Annotated in this window: 25 protein-coding genes; 5 read left to right on the top strand and 20 right to left on the bottom strand. The window is 63.8% G+C overall.

The window, feature by feature from the left end; all coding sequences use genetic code 11:
- The first annotated feature begins 17 nt into the window (after positions 1-17).
- A complete protein-coding gene (locus DK842_RS17525) occupies positions 18-2,537 on the top strand; it encodes a S9 family peptidase (RefSeq protein ID WP_114062608.1) in 2,520 nt (839 codons plus the stop codon).
- Between the two features lie 95 nt (positions 2,538-2,632).
- Here the strand turns inward: DK842_RS17525 and rsgA are convergent, their stop codons facing one another.
- Positions 2,633-3,658, bottom strand: coding sequence for a ribosome small subunit-dependent GTPase A (rsgA, locus tag DK842_RS17520; RefSeq protein ID WP_114062607.1), 1,026 nt, complete (start codon positions 3,656-3,658; stop codon positions 2,633-2,635).
- A 422-nt stretch (positions 3,659-4,080) separates the two neighbouring features.
- Here rsgA and DK842_RS17515 point away from each other — a divergent pair, with 422 nt between their 5' ends.
- Positions 4,081-4,446, top strand: coding sequence for a hypothetical protein (locus DK842_RS17515; RefSeq protein ID WP_114062606.1), 366 nt, complete (start codon positions 4,081-4,083; stop codon positions 4,444-4,446).
- 134 nt (positions 4,447-4,580) lie between these two features.
- Here the strand turns inward: DK842_RS17515 and DK842_RS17510 are convergent, their stop codons facing one another.
- The 19 genes from DK842_RS17510 to rpoE all read right to left on the bottom strand — a co-directional run bounded on the left by DK842_RS17510 (position 4,581) and on the right by rpoE (position 19,109).
- Positions 4,581-5,048: a GNAT family N-acetyltransferase gene (locus DK842_RS17510; RefSeq protein WP_114062605.1), complete on the bottom strand. Its 468-nt coding sequence runs from the start codon at positions 5,046-5,048 to the stop codon at positions 4,581-4,583.
- Positions 5,049-5,246: 198 nt separating this feature from the next.
- The gene (locus DK842_RS17505) at positions 5,247-6,011 is read right to left on the bottom strand and encodes a competence/damage-inducible protein A (RefSeq protein WP_114062604.1); all 765 of its coding nucleotides are present in this window, start codon (positions 6,009-6,011) and stop codon (positions 5,247-5,249) included.
- A gap of 58 nt (positions 6,012-6,069) precedes the next feature.
- On the bottom strand, positions 6,070-6,378 hold the full coding sequence (locus DK842_RS17500) for a hypothetical protein (RefSeq protein WP_114062603.1): 309 nt from the start codon (positions 6,376-6,378) through the stop codon (positions 6,070-6,072).
- 17 nt (positions 6,379-6,395) lie between these two features.
- Positions 6,396-6,875, bottom strand: a complete 480-nt coding sequence (locus tag DK842_RS17495) for a hypothetical protein (RefSeq protein ID WP_114062602.1) — start codon at positions 6,873-6,875, stop codon at positions 6,396-6,398.
- A 1-nt stretch (position 6,876) separates the two neighbouring features.
- Complete coding sequence (gene nagZ / locus DK842_RS17490) at positions 6,877-7,965, bottom strand: beta-N-acetylhexosaminidase (RefSeq protein WP_168194913.1); 1,089 nt, start codon at positions 7,963-7,965, stop codon at positions 6,877-6,879.
- Positions 7,966-8,073: 108 nt separating this feature from the next.
- Entirely contained in the window at positions 8,074-8,451 is a 378-nt protein-coding gene (gene acpS / locus DK842_RS17485; protein ID WP_114062601.1) for a holo-ACP synthase, read from the bottom strand.
- Positions 8,451-9,182: a pyridoxine 5'-phosphate synthase gene (gene pdxJ / locus DK842_RS17480; protein WP_114063786.1), complete on the bottom strand. Its 732-nt coding sequence runs from the start codon at positions 9,180-9,182 to the stop codon at positions 8,451-8,453. Before pdxJ ends, acpS begins: the two co-directional genes overlap by 1 nt.
- Positions 9,183-9,217: 35 nt before the next feature.
- On the bottom strand, positions 9,218-9,955 hold the full coding sequence (gene recO, locus DK842_RS17475; RefSeq protein ID WP_114062600.1) for a DNA repair protein RecO: 738 nt from the start codon (positions 9,953-9,955) through the stop codon (positions 9,218-9,220).
- The gene (locus tag DK842_RS17470) at positions 9,952-10,239 is read right to left on the bottom strand and encodes an antibiotic biosynthesis monooxygenase family protein (protein WP_114062599.1); all 288 of its coding nucleotides are present in this window, start codon (positions 10,237-10,239) and stop codon (positions 9,952-9,954) included. Before DK842_RS17470 ends, recO begins: the two co-directional genes overlap by 4 nt.
- Positions 10,239-11,129 carry a GTPase Era gene (gene era, locus DK842_RS17465; RefSeq protein ID WP_114062598.1) on the bottom strand — a complete coding sequence of 297 codons (891 nt, stop codon included), beginning with the start codon at positions 11,127-11,129 and terminating at the stop codon, positions 10,239-10,241. Before era ends, DK842_RS17470 begins: the two co-directional genes overlap by 1 nt.
- Positions 11,126-11,836: a ribonuclease III gene (gene rnc, locus DK842_RS17460; RefSeq protein WP_181902530.1), complete on the bottom strand. Its 711-nt coding sequence runs from the start codon at positions 11,834-11,836 to the stop codon at positions 11,126-11,128. The genes era and rnc overlap by 4 nt, the downstream gene beginning before the upstream one ends.
- A gap of 7 nt (positions 11,837-11,843) precedes the next feature.
- Positions 11,844-12,203, bottom strand: coding sequence for a DUF4845 domain-containing protein (locus tag DK842_RS17455; protein WP_114062596.1), 360 nt, complete (start codon positions 12,201-12,203; stop codon positions 11,844-11,846).
- 40 nt (positions 12,204-12,243) lie between these two features.
- Positions 12,244-13,215, bottom strand: coding sequence for a signal peptidase I (gene lepB / locus DK842_RS17450; protein ID WP_076225498.1), 972 nt, complete (start codon positions 13,213-13,215; stop codon positions 12,244-12,246).
- Positions 13,216-15,009 carry a translation elongation factor 4 gene (lepA, locus tag DK842_RS17445; RefSeq protein WP_076225499.1) on the bottom strand — a complete coding sequence of 598 codons (1,794 nt, stop codon included), beginning with the start codon at positions 15,007-15,009 and terminating at the stop codon, positions 13,216-13,218. It lies immediately after the preceding gene.
- A 154-nt stretch (positions 15,010-15,163) separates the two neighbouring features.
- A complete protein-coding gene (locus DK842_RS17440; RefSeq protein WP_114062595.1) occupies positions 15,164-15,403 on the bottom strand; it encodes a glutaredoxin family protein in 240 nt (79 codons plus the stop codon).
- On the bottom strand, positions 15,400-16,815 hold the full coding sequence (locus DK842_RS17435) for a DegQ family serine endoprotease (protein ID WP_114062594.1): 1,416 nt from the start codon (positions 16,813-16,815) through the stop codon (positions 15,400-15,402). The genes DK842_RS17440 and DK842_RS17435 overlap by 4 nt, the downstream gene beginning before the upstream one ends.
- A gap of 244 nt (positions 16,816-17,059) precedes the next feature.
- A complete protein-coding gene (locus tag DK842_RS17430) occupies positions 17,060-17,956 on the bottom strand; it encodes a MucB/RseB C-terminal domain-containing protein (RefSeq protein ID WP_232538516.1) in 897 nt (298 codons plus the stop codon).
- Between the two features lie 68 nt (positions 17,957-18,024).
- Positions 18,025-18,507 carry a sigma-E factor negative regulatory protein gene (locus DK842_RS17425; RefSeq protein WP_114062592.1) on the bottom strand — a complete coding sequence of 161 codons (483 nt, stop codon included), beginning with the start codon at positions 18,505-18,507 and terminating at the stop codon, positions 18,025-18,027.
- A gap of 2 nt (positions 18,508-18,509) precedes the next feature.
- The gene (gene rpoE / locus DK842_RS17420; protein ID WP_011135606.1) at positions 18,510-19,109 is read right to left on the bottom strand and encodes an RNA polymerase sigma factor RpoE; all 600 of its coding nucleotides are present in this window, start codon (positions 19,107-19,109) and stop codon (positions 18,510-18,512) included.
- A 244-nt stretch (positions 19,110-19,353) separates the two neighbouring features.
- On the opposite strand from rpoE, the gene prpB reads away from it, so the two are divergent.
- From prpB to DK842_RS17405, 3 genes are read left to right on the top strand one after another with little or no spacing between them, the layout of a single operon-like run.
- Entirely contained in the window at positions 19,354-20,232 is an 879-nt protein-coding gene (gene prpB / locus DK842_RS17415; protein WP_114062591.1) for a methylisocitrate lyase, read from the top strand.
- A 49-nt stretch (positions 20,233-20,281) separates the two neighbouring features.
- Complete coding sequence (gene prpC, locus DK842_RS17410) at positions 20,282-21,430, top strand: bifunctional 2-methylcitrate synthase/citrate synthase (RefSeq protein ID WP_114062590.1); 1,149 nt, start codon at positions 20,282-20,284, stop codon at positions 21,428-21,430.
- Positions 21,431-21,486: 56 nt separating this feature from the next.
- On the top strand, positions 21,487-22,053 hold the full coding sequence (locus DK842_RS17405; protein WP_114062589.1) for a putative glycolipid-binding domain-containing protein: 567 nt from the start codon (positions 21,487-21,489) through the stop codon (positions 22,051-22,053).
- Positions 22,054-22,065: the final 12 nt, after the last annotated feature.

Here is a 22,065-nt window from a genome sequence, read left to right as displayed (position 1 = left end):
GAACAATAAGGAAAACCATGTCCACGCCATCCCCTACCGCGCGCACGTCGCTGGCAGCCCTGGCCATCGCCTCGCTGCCGTTGACGCCAGCCTTCGCCGCCGGCTACCAGCAACCGCCCGCCAACATTCTCAAGGTAATGCGCGCGCCGTCGCTACCCATGCCCAGCATCAACCCCACCCGAGACGCCATGCTGCTGGTGGGCTGGCAGGAATACCCCTCCATCGCCCGCGTGGCGGCACCCTATCTGAAACTGGCCGGCACCCGCGTGGAACCGGCCAATCGGGCCAAGCACGACACCCCGGGCGGCTACGGCATCCCCCCGTGCGCGGAAAGCTTCAAGCTGGTGAAGATACCCGGCGGCCAGGAAACGCCGGTTTCGCTGCCGGCCGCCTCCTGCCCCGACGCGCCGGCCTGGTCCGCCGACGGCAAGCGCTTCGCTTTCGCCAATGCCGCCAAGGACGCGGTGGAGCTATGGATAGGCGATGCCGCCAGCGGCAAAATCCGCAAAATCCCCGGCATCCGTCTCAACCCGATGCTGAACGACGAGCTGCAATGGATGCCCGACCAGAAGACGCTGCTGGTCAAGGCCGTGCCGACCGCGCAAGGGCCCGCTCCGGCCAAATCCGTCGGCCCTGACGGCCCCAGCGTGCAAGAAACCGACGGCGTCCAGGGCGAGAGCAGCACCTACGAAACGCGCGACACGCTGAACAACCCGCACGATGAGGCGCTGTTCGACTACTACGGCGCATCGCAACTGACGCTGGTGGACGCGCAAAGCGGCAAGCTGACGCCCATCGGCAAGCCCGCCCTCTACGACGCGCTGCAGCCCGCGCCGGACGGCAGGCATGTTCTGGTGTCCTCCATCGCCAAACCCTACTCCTACGTCACCACCTACGAGCGCTTCCCGCATGAGGTGCAGGTTTGGGACGTTTCCAAGCCGGGCCGCGTCGCCATCCGCGCCATCGCCTCGCTGCCGCTGGCCGACCGCGTGCCGGTGCATGGCGAACCCTTGGGCCCGCGCGAATTTTCCTGGCGCGCCAATGAGCCCGCCACGCTGATCTGGGCCGAGGCGCTGGACGGCGGCGACTGGAAAACCGCCGCGCCGGCGCGCGACAAGGTGATGATGCTGAAAGCGCCGTTCACCGCCCAGCCGACAGAACTCCTGCGCACCGCTCAGCGCTTCGGCGGCATAGACTGGAGCGAGCGGCGCGATGTGGCGCTGGTCAGCGAATACGATCAGAACCGCCACTGGCGCCAGACCCGCATCGTCAATTTCGACAATCCGGCGCAAGCGCCGCGGCTGCTGTGGGACCTGTCCTACGACGACAAATACGCGAACCCCGGCGCCCCCGCCCAGCGCACGCTGGCCAACGGCGCCCGCGTGCTGCGCCAGGATGGCGACTCCATCTATCTGACCGGCGCCGGCGCGTCGCCGGATGGCAACCGTCCTTTCCTCGACCGGCTGAATCTGAAAACGCTGCAAACCGAGCGGCTGTTCCGCAGCGGCAAGGACGCGCTGGAGCGTCCGGTGGCGCTGACCGGCGGCGACAGCTTCCTCACCTGGCGCCAGTCCCCCGTCGCCGCGCCCAATGTCTACCTGCGCGCGTTGCGGCAACCCATCGCCGCCGCCAAGGGGGAGGCCGCCTTCGCCTCCACCGAAACCGCCGTCACCCATATCGTCGATCCGACGCCCGAGCTGCGCCAGATCAAGAAGCGGCTGGTCAAGTACAAACGCGCCGACGGCATGGAGCTGTCGTTCACCCTCTACACGCCGCCGGGCTACCAGGAAGGCGCCCGCGTCCCCGCCATACTCAACGCCTATCCGCTGGATTATGCCGACGCCGCCAGCGCCGGCCAGATCAGCGGCTCGCAGCAGACCTTCACCCGCCTCTACCAATACAAATACCTGCTGCTAGCCGGCTACGCCATCATCGACCAGGCATCGTTCCCCATCGTCGGCGACCCCAAAGCCGCTTACGACAGCTACCTGGATCAGCTCAAGATGAATGCCCAGGCCGCGGTGGACGAAGCGGTGAGGCTGGGCGTAGCAGACCCCGAGCGCATCGGCGTCACCGGACACAGCCATGGCGCGCTGATGACGGCCAATCTGCTGGCGCATACCAATCTGTTCCGGGCCGGCGCGGCCACCAGCGGCTCCTACAACAAGACGCTGACGCCGTTCGGCTTCCAGAACGAGCGCCGCTCGGTATGGGAAGCGCCGGACGTCTACCGCAAGGCATCCACCTTCTTCTACGCCGACAGGCTGAAAACGCCGATCCTGATCATGCACGGCGCGGACGACGCCAACCCCGGCACCACGCCGCTGCAAGCCGCCAAGTTCTACGAGGCGGTGCGCGGCAACGGCGGCACCGCCCGCCTGGTAATGCTGCCGCACGAACCGCACTGGTACGCCGCGCGCGAATCGAACGAGCAGCTGGTTTATGAAATGCTCAACTGGTTCGACAAATACGTGAAAAACGCGCCGCCGCGCGTGCTGAAGAGCGCGCAAGGCCCAGCGGCGCCGGCCCAGCCGTGAACGTCCAGCGAGGCCGGATCGAACGCCCCGCGCGCGGGGCGTTTTCGCTTTCGCCGTTCGCGGCAGCAGGCACGGCGGCCGGCCCCGCCCCCCCTCTAGCCCCGCCGCGCTGCCTTGTTTCGGACCTTCCACTCCCGCCGCTGCTGCTGGCGCTGCAGCGCGGTCTGCTCGTGGCGCTCCATCTCGCGCCGCAGTTTGTGGTAATTGCGCAGCCGGTCGCCATCCACGCCAGCCCTCACCGCGCAGCCCGGCTCCTCGCGATGGCGGCAGTCGCGGAACTGGCAGCGGCCGGCCAGCGCCTCGATGTCGGCGAAACTGCCCGCCAGCGCGCCCGCGTCGGGCGGCGCCTGCAGGGTGCGCACGCCGGGCGTATCGATGATGCAGGCGCCGTCGGGGCACTTCAGCAAGGTCCGCGCGGTGGTGGTATGGCGGCCGCGGCTGTCATCCGCCCTCACCCCGCCCACCGCCTGCGTCTCCTCCCCCAGCAGCGTGTTGCTGAGCGTGGACTTGCCCGCGCCGGACGAGCCCAGCAGCACCAGCGTCTGCCCCATCCCCAGCCAGGGCCGCAACACCTCGCGGCACGCCGGATCGGTGCCGTTCAGCAACAGGATGGGCGGCAGCGGCCGCAGCCGTTGCTCCAGCTCGGCCAGCCTGGCTTCCGCGTCCGGACACAAATCGGCCTTGCTCAGCGCCACCACCGGCGCCACGCCCGCCGCCGCGGCCAAACCCAGATAGCGCTCCAGCCGCCGCGGGTTGTAATCACCGTCCAGCCCCATCACCAACAGGGCGGTGTCGACGTTGCTGGCGTAGGCCTGGCGCGCGCCTTCGTCATTGACGCGGACCAGTTGGTTGAAGGGCTCCAGCCGCTCCAGCAGGCGCCAGGGCTCATGCTCCCGCGGCTGGCACAGCGCCCAGTCGCCCACCGCCAGTTCGGCGTGGATGCCGGGCAAGGCATGGGCCAGATGCTCGTCCTCGCCGTCATGTACCCACGCGCAGTCGCGCTGCACGCGGCATACGCGCGCCAGTTGCAGATCGCCGTCGCCCGCCTGGGCCAGCGCTTGTTGCAGCAATGCCGGCGTAAGGCCGATGGCGGCCAGACGCGGAAAATCGAAATTCAACATGGAAACTCCCGCGAACGCTCGCAAGCCGATCGCGCCAGACGCAACTTGGGCTCGATCAAGCATTCGGAAATGAATAGGGGAAACGCGCCTGACAAACAGGCTTGGTCACCGCGTGGACGCGGTGGAAGGGAACATGCCGGGGAACGGCCGCCGAGCGGCGCCGCTTACAACGAAGTCACTGTCAGAAAATGAAACAACCGGGGCAACGGTTCAGCCGGCACGCCCTTGAAATTGAATATCGCGGCTCATTGGATTCTCCTTTACGCAAATGGGAAGAGAAGCCGGATTATGCCAATTGAAAACAAAGGGCGCAAGCGACGCGCGCGGCCAAGGCTTGGAAAAAATCTTCCCGGTTCTATAGATAGGAGATGAGCGCAAGCAAACCCGCGCTGCCCGCCGCAACCGCATGGAGAAATGAAACGATGAAACTCGTCCCGCTGCTGATCGCCGCCGCCATAGGCGCGCCCATCCTCGCCGCCTGCGCCAGCCCCGAAGAAATCCGCGCGATGGACCAGCGCGCTTGCTCTGGCTACGGCTTCAAGCCCGGCACCGACACCTACGCCAACTGCATGATGAAGCAGGCTGACAAGCGCGATCAGGACATGCGGGCGAACATGCAGAACATGTCGCATCCGGCCGCCCAGCAACCTGTCGCGCCGGCCGCCACCGTCATCGTGATTCCGGCAGAGATCAAGCCCAAACTGCCGGACTGCCGGATGCAGGACCCGGGCGTCACCCTCAACAGCGACGGCAAATGGGAAGGACCCAACTGCACGCCGGCCCGCTGATTCTGCCGGCGCCGCCTCCAAGAAACAGGCCGGCAAATCGCCAGCCTGTTTTCATTCGCGCTACAGCCAGGCGCCGTCATGACCTTCGCCCGCTCCCACGTCGCTAACGCATGCGAAACTGCTCGACAGGGCGCTCAAGCTCCGACAGCCGGGAACACAAACTCCAGCATTTCATCCCCGTACTGGTCGACCTCGCCGGTTGACACCCACCCCAAGCGGCGATAAAAACCATGAGAGCGCACCTGCGGATCACTGTTGCAGCCCAGAAACAGCCGCCGATGGCCGGCATCGCGCAAGATGGCCATTACCCGCGTCAATAGGGCCCTGCCCACGCCAATGCCTTCAAAATCCGGCAGCAGGGCCAAGACCACAACCTCGCCGCTATGCGAATCGCCGAAACAATATCCGACGATGCTGCCTTCCGCCTCGGCCACGACGCCGGGCAACGTCCCGGCCCGCACGCTTTGCGCCCAGCTGTCACGCGTGATGCCCAATTCATTCAGACTGGTTTCTGAAATGGCATTCTCGCGGGTTTGCCCGCGAATGACGATGCAGATGGCCACATCATCAGGATGGGCGGCGCGATAAGTGATGGCACTCATGTCTTTTCTCTTTAAAGAACGATAGGGGTTTCATTCCGACCTGGCGGCGGCGGAAAGAGTTCAGCCCTTAACGCCGAATATGGGATGCCGGCTTGATCGGCCGAAGGAAAACCGCGACGCTATCCCATGGCTCAGCGGAGGGTTTCCAACCCTGAAGCCCCCCTATCGGCAGGAAAACCCAGACGGACGCTGCGCGCGCTATTTCATGACCGAGGCTTTCACCCTCACTTCATACCCCAGCCCTTGCAACGCCTTCACCCATTCGGCGATGGCAATCTCCACCAAGGCCGGCAAACCGGAAAAGCCAAACTCGATATGCATCTGCGGAATCGCCTCGTTGCCGAAATTGGGGAGGCTGGACAGCTTGAGCGCAGGATAGCGGCAGGTGAAGTCCTGCATCAGGCCGATCAAGTCTCCTTCGCGGGCATTGACGGCGATGCAGCTTTCCTCGATATCGGGCTCATCGCTGAACAGATGGCGGCAATGAGTATCCAGCGTCCACTCCGCCATCGGCCAGGCCATGCTGGGAAAACCCGGCAGGAAATGGACGCTGCCGCAGGAGAAGCCGGCGATCTGGTTGACCGGATTGGGAATGATGGCGGCGCCTTGAGGAAACTGGCCCATCTGGATGCGGTGCGGATACGCGTCGGGCCCGAAGCGCGCCTCCAGCAAGGCTTTGGCCTCCGGATGCAGCGCCAGCGGCACGCCCAGCGCGCGGGCGGCGCAAGCGCGGGTATGGTCGTCCGGGGTGGCGCCGATGCCGCCGAAGCTGAACACCAGATCGCCGCCGGCGAAAGCGCGGCGCAAGGCCGCTTCGATGCGGGCGGGATCGTCTCCCAAATATTCGGCCCAGGCCAGCTTCATGCCGCGCGCGGCCAGGATGCGGATCAAGGCCTGCATATGCTTGTCCTGCCGCTTGCCGGACAGCAGTTCGTCGCCGATGATCAATGCGCCGACTTGCATGCTTTTGCTCCTGTTTGGTACAACAAGGGCGAGCTAACTCGCCCTTGTTGTTGATACCCTATGCCGTGCTCCCCGTTGCTTTCCAGAATTCACGGATATAAATGCTACGGAACTCCTGTAACAAATCCTTGGCCTCCTGAGCAGAACCAACCCAGTACCCGCTCTTATTGATGCATGAGATCACAAAGTCGGCGTCAGTTTCGCTCGCCCTCAAAGCTTGAACAAATACCGAGAGGCATTCCTCGTGATATTCCAGATCTGCCTTGCTAACGGAAATCATCAACGCCGACGCCTCTTCCAGAGTCTGCTGATTCACGGTGGCCGCGAAGAGCTGAGCTAAGACTTTCTTCCAGTCAATTTCTTTCATTTCAAAATAGTGGCAATTCACTGCTTAACGCCGCCCTGTTCCAGCATGCGCCGGCAGACGGCGTAACAATCGTCGATATGGCTGTTGCCGACATAGCGCATGGCGGCGAAGCCGATGGCGGCGTTGGCCGCCCAACCCAATACCGGCACCAGCTTCAGCGCCTGCTTGCCGGCCCAGCGGCCGGCTGCGCGCTTGGCGACAGCGGCCAACAGCGTCCGGGTGACTTCCAGCCCCAACAGCGCGCCGCCGGCGCGGCGGATCAGCTGATACAGCATCTGCTTGCGCGCCGCGTCGTAGCCGGCGATCTGCTCCGGCGCCACGCCGAAGCGCTGATTGATCGCCGGGATCAGCTGCAGCAGGATGGCGACGTCGGCAGCCACATCGATGCCGGGCGCGGGCAAGGCGGAGGCGCCGGCCGACAGCGCAGCCCGTCCATTCACCATCATCCGGCATTCGTCGCGGATGGCGTCCAGCTCGCGCAAGCTGGCGGGCAGCATCTTAGGGCGCCTCGCCTACCTGCGGGCCGGTCAGCGCGTCCTTGGGCATCGCCAATTGCTTCACCACGGCCTGGGCGGCGGCGAAGTCCGGCGCGGCGATCAGCCGCTGCCAATCCTCGGCGCGGCTCTTGCCCGCCATGCGCTCCAGGCGCTCGGCCAATTTGGGCTGCTGGGGCGGCGTCAGCGCGGCCAGCATCGTGTCAGCCTCTGCCGGCTGGTTGCAGACCAGCACCATGTCGCAACCGGCCGCCAGCGCCGCGTCGGCGCGCTGCACATAAGTGCCCGCGCCGGCCGCGCCGGCCATGTCCAGCGCGTCGGAGAAGATCACGCCGTCGAATCCGATCTTGCCGCGCAGGATGTCGGTCAGCCAGATCTTGGAGAAGCCCGCCGGCTGGCTGTCCACCGCCGGGTACAGCACATGGGCCGGCATTACCGCGCCCATGCCGGCGTCGGCCAGCCGCGCGAACGGCACCAGATCGTCGCGTTCGATCTGAGCCAGGCTGCGGTCGTCCCGCGGCATCAGGTGGTGGCTGTCGCCTTCCACATAGCCGTGGCCGGGGTAATGCTTGCCGCAGCTCATCATGCCGCCGCGGCCCAAACCCTGCTGCAGCGCCTCGGCCAGTTCCGCCACCGCCTCCGGATCGCGATGGAAAGCGCGGTTGCCGATCACGGCGCAGCGCTCCCAGTCAAGGTCCAGCACCGGGGTGAAGGACAGATCGACGCCGCAGGCGGACAACTCGGCCGCCAGCACATAGCCCACGGTTTCGGCCAGCTTCCGCGCTTGCTCGCGGTCCGCGTCCCAGGCGTCGCCCAGCACCTTCATCGGCGGCAGGCGGGTGAAGCCGTCCAGGAAGCGCTGCACGCGCCCGCCCTCATGATCGACGGCGATCAGCAGATGCGGCGAGCGCAAGGCGCGGATGTCGGCGGTCAAGGCGCGCAGTTGCTCGATGTTCTGGAAATTGCGGCGGAACAGAATAATGCCGCCCACCAGCGGATGCGACAGCCGCGCGCGTTCCGGCTCGGTCAGCGAGAAGCCAGCGATGTCAACCATCACCGGCCCGCGCGGGATATTCAAAGTCGTTTGGGTCATGGTGTCATCCTCGACCATGGTGGCCGGCGACAATGCCGGCATGGAGAAATGGCGAAGCGCCCTTCTTTGCCCCGCGACGCCTGCCAAGGCTGGCCGCGGGCCTCCGTACTACGATTCAAGCACGACGAAGGCCAAGGCGTGGCCGCGCTCGTCGCTGATGGAAACATGCATGCGGCTTACGCCGCGCGCGGCGGCAAAAGCGGCCAGCTCATCCGACAAGACCAGCAATGGCTTGCCGAGTTCATCATGGCCGACGCCTATCGCCGTCAACAGCGCCGGCGCGACCACGCCGGTGCCCAATGCCTTGGCGAACGCTTCCTTGGCCGCGAAACGCTTGGCGAGAAAACGGGCGGGATCGGCATGCGCCTCTAACTCGCCCTGCTCCGCCGCCGTCAAAATGCGGCGTCCGGCCTTGGCGCCCCAACGCTGGACGAGCTCAGCCATCCGCTCGATTTCGACCAGGTCGGTGCCGATGCCGCGAATCATCACAGCCCCTGGCGGCCTGCCACCATCAACGCCTTCATCTCGCGCACCGCCTGCGGGAAGCCGACGAACAGCGCATGGGCGACGATGGCGTGGCCGATGTTCAGCTCGGCGATCTGCGGGATGGCCGCGATGGGCTTGACATTATGGTAGTTGAGACCGTGGCCGGCGTTGACCACCATGCCGAGGCTGGCGCCGAATTCGGCGGCGTCGCGGATGCGGACCAGCTCGGCGTCTCTCTCCTGAGCGTGCGGCGCGTCGGCGTAAGCGCCGGTGTGCAGCTCGATCACGCGCGCGCCGGCATCAAACGCCTTCTGGATCTGTTCGCGGTCGGGATCGATGAAGATGGACACGCGGATGCCGGCTTCGATCAGCTTGGCGGTGTAGTGGCTGACGTCGGCGTAGTGGCCGCGCACGTTCAGGCCGCCCTCGGTGGTGACCTCCTCGCGCTTTTCCGGCACCAGGCACACGTCTTCCGGCGCGACTTCCAGCGCATGCGCCAGCATTTCCGGCGTCATCGCCATTTCCAGGTTCATCCGGGTCTTCAGCACCGGGCGCATCGCCTTCACGTCGGCGTCCTGGATGTGGCGGCGGTCTTCGCGCAGGTGCAGGGTGATCAGGTCGGCGCCGCTGGACTCCGCCACCAGCGCAGCCTCCACCGGACTGGGATAACGGGTGCCGCGCGCCTGGCGCAGCGTGGCGACGTGATCGATGTTTACGCCCAACAGAATCATGTTCTTCCCCTTCATTTCCATTTTCTCATTCGCCATCAATCCGACAGGGACTGGATGGCCTGCAATAATTGGCGCGAAGCCAAAGGCTCGTCGCCCAATAGCGCGGACAACCACACCCGGCTCAGCTGCCGCGCCTGCCCGCGCGTGGCCGGCAGGCTGAAATCATCTTCATGGATGGCCAGCAGCGCCTCGCCGGTCATGCGGGTCGCCCGGCCGTTCAACATCTGGTCCGGATAGTCGTCCGGCTCCGGCTGCGCTGCGTCTCGGCACAGATAATGCCGCTGCGGGTCGATAGCGTCGCCCCGCCCATCCCGGTTCAGCGCCGGCGCATAGCCCAGCACCTGCGACAGCTTCAACTCATAGCGGCGCAAGGCGGCGGACAAAGGCACGCCGCGCGACAGCTCGCGCACCGCGTGGTCATAAACGGAAAAAGCCCGCGGTTCGGGATCGTCCCGCGCCGTGAGCTTCATCATCAATTCATTCAAGTAGAATCCGCAAACCAGCGGCATGCCCGACAACGCCCGCACGCCGCCATCCCAATCGGCCGAATGCAGCGTCCGCAGCTCGCTCTTGCCGAACCAGGACACAGTCAGCGGCTGAAACGGCAGCAGCACGCCGCGCAGATCCGAACGCGGACGGCGCGCGCTGCGCGCCACCAGGCTGAAACGGCCATGATCGCGGGTCAGCACTTCCAGCAGCAAGCTGGTTTCCCGGTATGGCTGGGTATGCAGAATGTAAGCAGGCTGCTTGTCCACCCGTCCCGGCTGGCTCATGCCGGCGCGCTCTCTGGCAGGCGCCGGCTGACCTGGATGGAAACGGCCTCATCGCCACCGCGCCCCAGGCGCTGCCGCGCCAGCAACTCCACCCGCGAGCGCCAGGCCGCGATCGCCTCCACGCTGTCCCAATACGTGACCCGGTCCCCCACGGTCACGCCCAGACAGCCGGGCTGGCTTTCCGCCAGACGCAGCGCGCAGCGCGACAGCTCCGCCGCCGCGCCCTCTCCGGAAAGATTCGCCGCCCAGCAAGCCTGCGTCGGCGGCCTGTCCAATACCGTCATCAGTCCAGACCGAACTCTCGCAGGAAACGGACGTCGTCGGCCCAGCCGGACTTCACCTTCACCCACACTTGCAGGAATACCTTGCCGTCGAACAGTTTTTCCATGTCGAGGCGGGCCTCGGTGGAGATTTTCTTCAATTTCTCGCCGGCCCGGCCGATCACGATGGGCTTCTGATGTTCCTTGTCCACCAGCACCGCGATGTGGATGCGGCGCAGCGCGCCATCCATCTCAAACATTTCCACTTCCACGTTCATCTCGTACGGCAGCTCTTCGCCCAGATAGCGGAACAGCTTTTCGCGCACGATCTCGGCCGCCAGGAAGCGCTCGTTCTTGTCGGTGATCATGTCTTCCGGATACAGCGGCATGGATTCCGGCAGATGCGGTCGCACCTGATCCAGCAGCTCGGCCAGGCGCTGGCCATGCTTGGCGCTGACCACTTCCACGCCGGCGAATTCGAACTCGGCGGTCACCTCATTGATGAAGGCCTGCAGCGTCAGCTTGTCCTTGGCCTTGTCCAGCTTGTTCACCACCAGGATGACCGGGGTCTTTTTCGGCAACAACGCCATCACCTCGCGGTCGGCGGCGGTAAAACGCATCGCCTCCAGCAGGAACAACACGCAGTCCACGCTGCCCAGCGAGTCCTTGACGCTCTTGTTGAGCGCCTCGTTGAGCGCGCCCTTGTGGTAGGTCTGGAATCCGGGAGTGTCGACGAAGACGAACTGCGCCGTGTCTTCGGTATGGATGCCGGTGACGCGATGGCGCGTGGTCTGCGATTTTTTGGAGGTGATGCTGATCTTCTGGCCGATCAGGTGGTTCATCAGCGTGGACTTGCCCACGTTGGGACGGCCGACGATGGCGACGAAGCCGCAATGGAATGGAGTATCGGTCATGATCTTTTCTTGCTTGCTGCGAGTTTCTGTTCCAGCAGGGTCAGCGCCGCCTCGGCGGCCTGCTGCTCGGCGGCGCGGCGGCTGCCGCCTTCGCCGGTGGAGATCAGGGCCAGCTCGCCCAGATCGCACTCCACCTTGAACCATTGTTCATGCGCTTCGCCGCTCTGCGACTGGATGCGGTACTTCGGCAAGGCCAGCTTGCGCGCCTGCAGCGCTTCCTGCAAGCGGGTCTTGGCGTCCTTGGCCTGGCGCGTGGTGTCGATGTTGGCGACGCGCTGGCTGTACTGGCGGCGCACCACCTGCTCGGCGGCGGCGAAATCGGCGTCGAAGCTGACGGCGGCGAAGGTCGCCTCCAGCGCGTCGGCCAGGATGGATGGCCGATTGAAGCCGCCGCTCTTGAGCTCGCCCTCGCCCAAATAGAGGTAGTCGCCCAGCTTCAGCTCATGGGCGATCTCCGCCAGCGTGTTCTGGTTGACCAGGTTGGCGCGCAGTCGCGACAGCTCGCCCTCGCTCAGTTGCGGAAACTGGTCGAACAGCATGCGCGCCACAGTGTAATTGAGGATGCTGTCGCCGACGAACTCGAAGCGCTCGTTGTTGGCGCTGCTGTAGCTGCGGTGCGTCAGCGCCTGGCGCAACAGCTCCGGCTTTTGAAATGAATAATCCAGCGCCTGGGACAGGCGCCGGAAACGGTTGTCTATCTGGGTCACGGTATGGTTATTGCGCAGGCGGTTGACCCGCCTGGGTATCGAAATGGAAAAGCAGGCTGACATTGCCGAACAAAGGCACTTCGCGCTGATACTGGGCGCGCAGGTAATTGCTGCCGTTGCCGGCCACCACGAACAGGTTCTCGCCCTTGACGGAGACGATGCCTGCGACATTGGCCTTGCTGTCGAAGTCGCGCCGGAGCGTCTGCTCGCCGACGTTGGTTTCCGCAGACAGCGCCTTCAACGCATTGCGCACGTCGCCGTATTCGGAATAAACCGGCACCACCTTGAACACCAGCATCAGACAAAAGCCTACGAAGGCCAGTACCAATAAAACCGCGACTACCGACAAGCCTTTTTGCTTTTTCATGCGCGTCTCCCGGTCATGGCCGTTCGTGGCCTGTTTGTCGTTACTGTATCTTGGTGCCGATTCGGGACAGGTTGGAGAAATTCATCCAGATCATGAAGGCCTTGCCCACCATCAGCCTGTCGTCGACGAAGCCCCAGTAACGGCCGTCGGAGCTGTTGTCGCGGTTATCGCCCATCATGAAGTAATGGCCCTGCGGCACCTTGCAAACAAAGCCATTGTCATCGTAGCGGCAATTGTCTCGATAGGGGAAGTCCTGCACCTGGCTCAGCGCCAGCACCGGCGCTTCGACATTGTTCAGCACCTGGTAATCCTTGCCGCCATGCCCCTCGCGGAAACGCTGCGCGGTGATCTGCGCCAGGCCCTGCTCGATATAGTCGTACGTGCCGTCCGCCACGTCGGTCAACGGCTTGCCGTTGATGGTCAGGCGCTTGTTGCGGTACTCGACGGTATCGCCCGGCAAACCGATCACGCGCTTGATGTAGTTGATCTTGGGATTGGGCGGATAGTTGAACACCACCACATCGCCATGCTGCACCTTGCCTACCGGAATCAATACATTATTGGCCACCGGCACGCGAACGCCATAGGCAAACTTGTTGACCAGAATGAAATCGCCCACTACCAGGCCCGGCCGCATCGAGCTGGACGGGATCTGGAAGGGTTCCACCAAGAAGGAGCGCAGCACGAACACCACCAGGATCACCGGGAAGAAGCCGCGAGAATAATCGACGAAATGGCCGGTCTCGGCGCCTACGGCTGCGCGCTTTTTGGCCAGCAGCCACTTGTCCAGCGCCCACACCACGCCGGTGATCGCCACGAACACCAGCATCACCGCGGTGAAGCTCATGTAATCGGACAAGAGGCCGAAGCCGCCGATCACCAGCGCCAGATACCCCCACTGCACCGACTGCGGCCAGTCCTTGGCGCCTTCCTGCTTCTTGCCGCCAAGCAGAATCAGCAACCCGCCGACCACGACCGCGGCCACGAACACCCAGAACAAGTTTGCACCCACTTATTTGTCCCCTACTTGAAGAATGGCGAGGAAGGCTTCTTGCGGAATTTCCACGTTGCCGACTTGCTTCATCCGCTTCTTGCCCGCCTTTTGTTTTTCCAGCAGCTTCTTTTTGCGCGTGATGTCGCCGCCGTAGCACTTGGCCAGCACGTTCTTGCGCAGCGCCTTCACCGTCTCGCGGGCGATGATGTGGCCGCCGATGGCCGCCTGCACCGCGATGTCGAACATCTGGCGCGGAATCAGCTCGCGCATTTTGGACACCAGTTCGCGGCCGCGGTAGATGCTGGACGCGCGGTGCACGATCAGGCTCAAGGCGTCGACCTTCTCGCCGTTGACCAGCACATCCAGCTTGACCAGATCGGCGCTCTGGAATTCCTTGAACTCGTAGTCCAGCGAGGCGTAGCCGCGGCTGGTGGACTTCAGCTTGTCGAAAAAGTCCATCACCACTTCGTTCATCGGCAGATCGTAGGTCAGCATCACTTGGCGGCCCATGTACTGCATATTGCGCTGCACGCCGCGCTTCTGGTTGCACAGCGTCATCACCGAGCCGACGTAATCCTGCGGCACCAGAATGGTGGAGGTGATGATGGGCTCGCGCAGCTCGTCGTACTTGCCGGCTTCCGGCATCCGCGACGGATTGGACACCACTTCCACCGTGCCGTCCCTCATCACCACTTCATAGTTCACCGTCGGCGCGGTGGTGATCAGGTCCATGTCGAATTCGCGCTCCAGACGCTCCTGCACGATTTCCAGGTGCAGAAGGCCCAGGAAGCCGCAGCGGAAGCCGAAGCCCAGCGCCTGCGACACTTCCGGCTCGTATTTCAGCGAGGCGTCGTTCAGCTGCAGTTTTTCCAGCGCGTCGCGCAGCGCTTCGTAATCGTGGCTTTCCACCGGGTACAAGCCGGCGAACACCTGCGACTGCACATCCTTGAAGCCGGGCAGCGCCTCGGCCGCCGGCTTGGACACCAGCGTGATGGTATCGCCCACCTTGGCGGATTTCAGCTCCTTGATGCCGGCGATGATGAACCCCACTTCGCCCGCGTTCAAGCTTTGACGCTGCACCGATTTGGGCGTGAACACGCCCACCTGCTCGCACAGATGCTCGGCGCCGGTGGCCATGAACTTGATCTTGTCCTTCGGCTTCAGCGAGCCGTCGATCACGCGCACCAGCATCACCACGCCGACGTAGTTGTCGAACCAGGAGTCGACGATCAGCGCCTTCAGCGGGCCGTCCGGATCGCCCTTCGGCGGCGGAATCTTGTTGACCACCTCTTCCAGGATGTCCTCGATGCCGATGCCGGACTTGGCCGAGGCGCGCACCGCTTCGATGGCCTCGATGCCGATGATGTCTTCGATCTCTTGCGAGATGCGTTCCGGATCAGCGGCCGGCAGGTCGATCTTGTTCAGCACCGGCACCACTTCCACGCCCAGGTCGATGGCGGTGTAGCAGTTGGCCACGGTCTGGGCTTCCACGCCTTGCGACGCATCCACCACCAACAGCGCGCCCTCGCAGGCGGACAGCGAGCGCGACACTTCGTAGCTGAAGTCCACGTGCCCCGGAGTGTCGATCAGGTTCAGATGGTATATCTGGCCATCGCGGGCCTTGTACTGCAGCGCAGCGGTCTGCGCCTTGATCGTGATGCCGCGCTCCTTCTCGATATCCATCGAGTCCAGCACCTGGGCGCTCATTTCGCGCAGCTCGAGGCCGCCGCAAAACTGGATGAAACGATCGGCCAGGGTGGACTTACCGTGGTCGATGTGGGCAATGATCGAAAAATTTCGGATGTTCTTCATCGGTTTCCAGCAAAAGATAAGGGCACGCAAGCGTGCCCGGGGCTGCTGACGGATAGCCCTTCCGGGGGACCCGCTTCGGGTCCGACGGCAGCCGGAAGCCGATCAGCAAGCGGGGGCGCGCGCGCCCCCAGTTTAACTCACACTGGCGCGGATTTTAGCCGATTTCGCCCAAGTGTGCAGCCAACTTCGCAGCATCCAGATGCCAGTGGCAGATTTCCGCCTCTCCATCCATCAACACCGGCACCAGCTCGTTGAAGCGGGCCTCCAGCGCAGGATCGGCGTCCACATCCACCACCTCCAGCTCGAAGCCGTGGCGCTCGCGCCAAGGCGAGAGCTCCGCCAGCATCTGGTGGCACAGGCTGCAATACTCGCGGAAGTACAGCGTCAGCTTCACTTGGACTCATCCGGGGTCAACGGCACGAACATCGTCACGCCCTGGCGCATCACCTGCAGCGCGACGGCGCTGCCCTTCTTGGCCTGGGCGAAAGCGCCTTTCAATTGCGCGAAGCTCTTCAGCGCGTCGCCGCCGATGCCGACAATGATGTCGCCCGGCTGAATGCCGGCGCGCATCGCCACGCCGTTGGCCGCACGAACCAAGAGGCCATAGTCGACGCCAGCCTGCCTGAGCTGCAACGGATTCAGTTCCTGCAGCCGCAGGCCGATCTGGGCCAGGCTCTGCTCGCTCTCCGCGTCCGGCTTGCGGTACTCGCGCTTGGCGATGCGAGGGTCTTCCTCTTTCAGCTCCTCCGGCACCACGCTGACGCGCGCTTGCGCGCGGCTGCGCCAGACATCCAGCGCGATAGCCTTGCCCGGCGGCATGTCGCTGATCAGACGCTGCATGTCGCCGCCATTCTCCACCGGCTGGCCATTGATGCGCAGCACGATATCGCCCGCCTTCAAGCCCGCCCTCTGCGCCGGCCCCTTGGGGTCGAGCGCGTTGATCAGCACGCCGCTGGGCTTGGCCAGGCCGAAGGACGCGGCAAGCTCCTTGCTCAGCTCTTGCACCACCACGCCGATGCGGCTGCGCGTCACCTTGCCCTTGGTTTTCAGCTGTTCGGCCACATTCATCGCGGTGTCGATGGGAATAGCGAAGGAAATGCCCATGAAGCCGCCGGAACGGCTGTATATCTGGGAGTTGATGCCCACCACTTCGCCCTTCAGATTGAATAGCGGCCCGCCGGAGTTGCCCGGATTCACAGCCGCGTCGGTTTGAATGAACTGCACCGAACTCTCATCCGGCAACATGCGGTTCTTGCCGGACACAATGCCGGAAGTGGCGGTATTCTCGAAGCCGAACGGCGAGCCGATGGCCAGCACCCACTGTCCCACTTTTAGATTCTTGGGATCGCCCAGGCGCACCACAGGCAGATTAGTGGCGTCGATCTTAAGCAATGCCACATCCGAGCGCGCGTCGGAACCGATGACCCGCGCCTGGAATTCTCGCTTGTCGTTGAATTTGACCGTAATCTTGTCCGCGCGGGCAACCACGTGGGCATTGGTCAGCAAGTACCCGTCCGGCGAAATGATGAAGCCCGAGCCCAACGAACTTTCCTGATGTTCGCGCTGCTGCGGCGGCGCGAAACGACGGAAGAATTCGAAGAACGGATCTCCCTCCATGCCATCCGGCACGCCGGACACCATCTCCTTGACCGTGGAGGTGGTGCTGATGTTCACCACCGCCTTCCCCTCGCTATCGACAATGCTGCTGAAGTCCGGCAACTCCGTCATCGCCGCGGCCGCCGGCACGTGGGCCGCCAGAACAGATGCCGCCAGCATTGCGGAAACTATCAGTTTTTTGACCGACATGTGCGCTCCATCTTGGTATGTTGTGGATTGAATGCGCCGGCAAACGCCGGCTTTGCAACTATCGAATCGGGAAGCGACGTTTTGCCCCGCCCCTCACGCTCCCATGCGGCGCGCCTTTCGGACACGCCACGAAAAACTGGCCACCGTCGCTAAATCTCCGCGGCAGTGGCCAGCCCGTACAACTTGCGAGCATGCCGAGCACGCGCGCAAAACACCTGACGCCTCACGCGCCAAGGCCATGGACTCAGTCGCCCTTTCCGTTGACGCGCAAGCCCTTGAGCAAGGCCATCATCGCGGTCTGCGGCATGTCGCCCACCGCGGTCAACTGCGTATCGCCCTGATAGCTGGTCGCCATATTGATGGCGCCATGCAGGTTGCCCACCCGCTCCAGACGAGCGTGCTCGGGAGGCGGCGGCTCCACGAACACCGACAGCATCACCAGCCCGTCGGACAACACCACATGCCTCACCGGCTTGCCGCCCATGCCAGGCAGCACCCGCTGCACAGAGCGCAACACGCGGAACCCCTGCGGCAAACCCGACAACTCACCCTGCTGCGAGGCGGCCTCCGCCGCCCCGCCCGACGCGCCGGAACGCAACAGGAAACGCTTGGACAGCTTGGAGACATAAGCCCGCTTATCCTTGATGCCACTCAGCTGCACTTCGGTAAAAGTGAACTGCTCGACCGCGTCGCCGCGCGGCGACAGCGTCATGACTTTCAGAGGCAGATAAGTGGAGGGATCGATGCACATTCGCATGGTGTAGCGCGTCGCATCCCGCGGCTGCAGGTCCAGCCATTGGCAGTCGCGCTGCGCCACGCGGTCATAACCGGTGCGCTTGAGCACGTAGGAGCGGTTGACATCCTCCAGGTCGTCGGGCAACAAGGCCGGGAACAAACGCATCGCGCTGATCTTGCACGCCATCAAGGCGCGCTTGTCAGGCGCGAAGCAAGTCAGCTCCCGCCCCTTGCGAACAACCTCCCGCGTCGGGCCATCCAGCGACGTGCGCTTCTCGCGCACATTGTCGCCCTGTCCCTGGCGTACGATGCGAAAGGTTTCCAGCGTGCCATTCATCTGATGCAGATAAGTGCCATCCAGAGGCTGCTGCCTGCCGGCGTTGCCGACATTGCGCAACAACTGCATGTCATCCTCCGCATGGACCGCGCACGCGGCCCCCAACATCAACACACCAATCAGAGGAACAACACGCATCAGTGGCGAGCTCCGTTTCCATAGGACACGCGCATCACGCTTTGGTCAGCGGTCACTTCCTGGTGAGCCAGCACATAGGGATCGTCCTGATCCATGGCCTGCACCGGCTTGGCCACTTGCACCGGCACGCCGCGGTCAGCGACGACCGACGCGGGAGCGTTGCGATGGGACAGCTGCTGCCATCCCACTACGGCGGCGAAACTGACGCTTGCGGCCAACGCCACCGCGCCCGCGGTGCGCGCCTTGCGCGGACGCATCCAGCGTCTCGGCGCCAGGACCGTCGGCTCATCCGCCAGACGCGCCGCCACCCTGCTTCGCACATCCAGCGAAACCAGGCGATTGGCGCGCATCGCATCGCCGATCAGATGATACTGTTCCCAGGCAGCATCCAAGTCCTTGTCCCCGGCGATGGCGGAAATGGCCTTATCGGCCCCTGACCCGTCCAGTTCGCCATCCATCAGTGCGGATATCGATTCTTTCATACTTACCACCTTCTGTTTTTGGCCGTATCCAGCAGAGGCCTGAGCTCAGCAGCGATTGCTTCTCGCGCGCGGAAAATCCGCGAACGCACGGTACCAATCGGGCAATCCATCACCCTGGCGATCTCGTCGTAGGACAGGCCCTCCATCTCCCGCAGGGAAATGGCGGTGCGCAACTCCTCCGGCAAGGCCTCCACGGCGGCATTGACCGTCGCCAGAATTTCCTTGTTCATCAGCTCGGTTTCGGGCGTGTTCAGGTCGGGAATTTGCGACGCCATGTCGAAACTCTCGCCGTCCTCGTCCTCTATCTCGCTGTTGACCACCGGGCGTCGCCCGTTGGCGCTGAGAAAATTCTTGGCGGTATTGATGCCGATCCTGTACAGCCATGTGTAAAACGCGCTTTCACCGCGAAATGACGGCAGGGCGCGATACGCCTTGATAAATGCCTCCTGCGTCACATCCTCGATGTCCGAACCGTCGCGAATGAACCGCGACAACAGCCTGGCGAGACGTCGCTGATACTTTGCAACAAGCAGATCGAAAGCTCTTTTTTCACCTCGCTGGGCACGCTCCACCAACTGTTGATCGATGTCCCGATCACTCATAGTCGTTGTTATGCTCCCTGGTTTGCCCACTGTTCTATGTGGTCGTTACGTGGACCTTGATCTAGACCACGGGTTTTACGCCGAGTTCCCGCCGGCGAGGACGATGCGAAACATATCACTCCCAGCGGAAAACTTGAACATCCGATTATCAACTATTGCCAGGCTTTTCCAGAGCCCTTACACTCCAACCAAGCACTTGCTTGAATGACGAGCAATTAACAAATCCCACCATCAGGAGCACTCCATGAACACTCCCGGGCAACGTTTCCGCCAGGCCGTGGCCGCCGAAAAACCGTTGCAAGTGGTTGGGGCGATCAACGCCTACGCAGCACGTTTGGCCGAACACTCTGGTTTCAAGGCCCTGTACCTGTCCGGCGGCGGCGTGGCGGCATCCTCCTGCGGCGTCCCCGACCTCGGCATTACCACGCTGGAAGACGTTCTGATCGACGCGCGCCGCATCACCGACAACACCGACCTGCCGCTGTTGGTGGACATCGACACCGGCTGGGGCGGCGCCTTCAACATCGCCCGCGCCGTGCGCAGCCTGGAGAAGGCCGGCGTCGCCGCCGTCCACATCGAGGATCAGGTTCAGCAGAAGCGTTGCGGCCACCGCCCTAACAAAGCCATCGTCACCCAGGATGAAATGGTGGACCGCATCAAGGCCGCCACCGACGCCCGCCGCGACGCCGGCTTCGTCATCATGGCACGCACCGACGCGCTGGCCGTGGAGGGTCTGGACGCCGCCATCGAGCGCGCCATCGCCTGCGTGGAAGCCGGCGCTGACATGATCTTCCCGGAGGCGATGACCGATCTGGCCATGTACCAGCGCTTCGCCGAGGCCGTGAAGGTGCCGGTGCTGGCCAACATCACCGAATTCGGCGCCACCCCGCTCTACACCGCCGAAGAGCTGGCCGCCCACGGCGTGAGCCTGGTGCTGTATCCGCTGTCCGCCTTCCGCGCCATGAGCCAGGCCGCGCTGGAAGTGTACGGCGCGATCCGCCGCGACGGCACCCAGCAAGCGGTGCTGGACAAGATGCAGACCCGGATGGAGCTTTACGACCACCTGGGCTACCACGAATACGAAAAGAAACTGGACCAGCTGTTCGCCGCAGGCAAGCAATAACAATTCAAGAGCGGCGGCATCGCCCCAAGTCTGACAAAGGAGAAATTGCATGACTGAAGTGGTTCTGACCGGCAAACCGAAAAAATCCGTGGCCCTGTCCGGCGTCGCCGCCGGCAATACCGCGCTGTGCACTGTGGGCCGCAGCGGCAACGACCTGCACTATCGCGGCTACGACATCCTGGATCTGGCCGACAAGGCCGAGTTCGAAGAAGTGGCCTATCTGCTGGTGCACGGCAAGCTGCCGAACCAGGCCGAGTTGGCCGGCTACAAGAAAAAACTGAAGTCCCTGCGCGGCCTGCCGGCTTCGGTAAAAGCGGTGCTGGAAGCGCTGCCGGCCGGCGCCCACCCGATGGACGTGATGCGCAGCGGCGCATCCGCCCTGGGCTGCGCGCTGCCGGAAAAGGACGATCACAACCTGGCCGGCGCGCGAGACATCGCCGACCGCCTGATGGCCTCCTTCGGCTCCATCCTGCTCTACTGGTACCACTACAGCCATAACGGCAAGCGCATCGACGTCGAAACCGACGACGACAGCATCGGCGGCCATTTCCTGCACCTGCTGCACGGCGTCAAGCCATCGGCCCAATGGGTGCGCGCGATGCACACCTCATTGAACCTGTACGCCGAGCACGAATTCAACGCCTCCACCTTCGCCGCCCGCGTCATCGCCGGCACCGGCTCCGACATGCACAGCGCCATCACCGGCGCCATCGGCGCGCTGCGCGGCCCCAAGCACGGCGGCGCCAACGAAGTGGCGTTCGAGATCCAGCAGCGCTACGAGAGCCCGGACGAGGCCGAAGCCGACATCCGCGCCCGCGTGGAGCGCAAGGAAGTGGTGATCGGCTTCGGCCACCCGGTGTACACCATTTCCGACCCCCGCAACAAGGTGATCAAGGAAGTGGCGCGCGAACTGTCCAAGAGCAACAAGGACATGAAGATGTTCGACATCGCCGAACGCCTGGAAACCGTGATGTGGGACATCAAGAAAATGTTCCCCAATCTGGACTGGTTCTCCGCCGTCAGCTACCACGCCATGGGCGTGCCCACCGCCATGTTCACGCCGCTGTTCGTGATCTCGCGCACCAGCGGCTGGAGCGCCCACGTGATCGAGCAACGCCAGGACGGCAAGATTATCCGCCCGTCTGCCAACTACATCGGGCCGGAAGATCAGGCCTACGTGCCGCTGGAACAGCGCTAAGCCACTGAAGCAGACGACGCGGCCAACCGGCCGCGTCCGCACTACCGGAGTAGTCAATGAAGCAAACCTTGTTCTGGCAGCGCCTGGACAGTCCGGGACTGGAACAGGTCCAAATCGACACCGGCGCCGATCTTGCCCTCACCGCCAGCGGCAGCCTGCTGCACGCCGGCACCGGCGCCAGCCTGCGCTACCGGATGCAGCTGGACCACCATGGCAGGCTCAGCCATGCCCAGATCGATGTCTCCGCCCCCGAACCCAGGCAACTGACGTTGCAGCACACCGAAAGCGGGCGCTGGCTGGTCAACGGCCAACCCCAACCGGCTTGGGACGCTTGCCAGGAGCTGGACTTGCAGGCCTGCGGCCTGACCAATGCTTTCCCCATCCGCCGACTGAAGTTGGGCGTCGGCGACAGCGTCGAACTGCACATGTTGTTCGTGCGCCTGCCCAGCCTGGAGCCGACCATCTGCCCGCAGCGCTACACCCGCCTGCCGGACCATGACGGCATGCCCTGCTACCGCTACGAATCCCCGGGCTTCGCCGCCGACATCGTCGTCGACGAGCAAGGCTTCACCCTGCATTACAGTGACTTTCTGCAACGGCTGCCCCAGCGCGGCCGCGACTGAGCGAAAGACAGA

The sequence above is a fragment of the Chromobacterium phragmitis genome (genome assembly GCF_003325475.1).
GTDB lineage: Bacteria > Pseudomonadota > Gammaproteobacteria > Burkholderiales > Chromobacteriaceae > Chromobacterium > Chromobacterium phragmitis.
This window is presented reverse-complemented; position numbering and strand designations above follow the sequence as displayed.

What these genes read in the sequence shown, in the direction of transcription:
- DK842_RS17525 (WP_114062608.1), top strand. Translation starts at nt 18, where the DNA reads ATGTCCACGCCATCCCCTACCGCGCGCACGTCGCTGGCAGCCCTGGCC.
- rsgA (WP_114062607.1), bottom strand. Translation starts at nt 3,658, where the DNA reads ATGTTGAATTTCGATTTTCCGCGTCTGGCCGCCATCGGCCTTACGCCG.
- DK842_RS17515 (WP_114062606.1), top strand. Translation starts at nt 4,081, where the DNA reads ATGAAACTCGTCCCGCTGCTGATCGCCGCCGCCATAGGCGCGCCCATC.
- DK842_RS17510 (WP_114062605.1), bottom strand. Translation starts at nt 5,048, where the DNA reads ATGAGTGCCATCACTTATCGCGCCGCCCATCCTGATGATGTGGCCATC.
- DK842_RS17505 (WP_114062604.1), bottom strand. Translation starts at nt 6,011, where the DNA reads ATGCAAGTCGGCGCATTGATCATCGGCGACGAACTGCTGTCCGGCAAG.
- DK842_RS17500 (WP_114062603.1), bottom strand. Translation starts at nt 6,378, where the DNA reads ATGAAAGAAATTGACTGGAAGAAAGTCTTAGCTCAGCTCTTCGCGGCC.
- DK842_RS17495 (WP_114062602.1), bottom strand. Translation starts at nt 6,875, where the DNA reads ATGCTGCCCGCCAGCTTGCGCGAGCTGGACGCCATCCGCGACGAATGC.
- nagZ (WP_168194913.1), bottom strand. Translation starts at nt 7,965, where the DNA reads ATGACCCAAACGACTTTGAATATCCCGCGCGGGCCGGTGATGGTTGAC.
- acpS (WP_114062601.1), bottom strand. Translation starts at nt 8,451, where the DNA reads ATGATTCGCGGCATCGGCACCGACCTGGTCGAAATCGAGCGGATGGCT.
- pdxJ (WP_114063786.1), bottom strand. Translation starts at nt 9,182, where the DNA reads ATGATTCTGTTGGGCGTAAACATCGATCACGTCGCCACGCTGCGCCAG.
- recO (WP_114062600.1), bottom strand. Translation starts at nt 9,955, where the DNA reads ATGAGCCAGCCGGGACGGGTGGACAAGCAGCCTGCTTACATTCTGCAT.
- DK842_RS17470 (WP_114062599.1), bottom strand. Translation starts at nt 10,239, where the DNA reads ATGACGGTATTGGACAGGCCGCCGACGCAGGCTTGCTGGGCGGCGAAT.
- era (WP_114062598.1), bottom strand. Translation starts at nt 11,129, where the DNA reads ATGACCGATACTCCATTCCATTGCGGCTTCGTCGCCATCGTCGGCCGT.
- DK842_RS17455 (WP_114062596.1), bottom strand. Translation starts at nt 12,203, where the DNA reads ATGAAAAAGCAAAAAGGCTTGTCGGTAGTCGCGGTTTTATTGGTACTG.
- lepA (WP_076225499.1), bottom strand. Translation starts at nt 15,009, where the DNA reads ATGAAGAACATCCGAAATTTTTCGATCATTGCCCACATCGACCACGGT.
- DK842_RS17435 (WP_114062594.1), bottom strand. Translation starts at nt 16,815, where the DNA reads ATGTCGGTCAAAAAACTGATAGTTTCCGCAATGCTGGCGGCATCTGTT.
- DK842_RS17430 (WP_232538516.1), bottom strand. Translation starts at nt 17,956, where the DNA reads ATGCAGTTGTTGCGCAATGTCGGCAACGCCGGCAGGCAGCAGCCTCTG.
- DK842_RS17425 (WP_114062592.1), bottom strand. Translation starts at nt 18,507, where the DNA reads ATGAAAGAATCGATATCCGCACTGATGGATGGCGAACTGGACGGGTCA.
- rpoE (WP_011135606.1), bottom strand. Translation starts at nt 19,109, where the DNA reads ATGAGTGATCGGGACATCGATCAACAGTTGGTGGAGCGTGCCCAGCGA.
- prpB (WP_114062591.1), top strand. Translation starts at nt 19,354, where the DNA reads ATGAACACTCCCGGGCAACGTTTCCGCCAGGCCGTGGCCGCCGAAAAA.
- prpC (WP_114062590.1), top strand. Translation starts at nt 20,282, where the DNA reads ATGACTGAAGTGGTTCTGACCGGCAAACCGAAAAAATCCGTGGCCCTG.
- DK842_RS17405 (WP_114062589.1), top strand. Translation starts at nt 21,487, where the DNA reads ATGAAGCAAACCTTGTTCTGGCAGCGCCTGGACAGTCCGGGACTGGAA.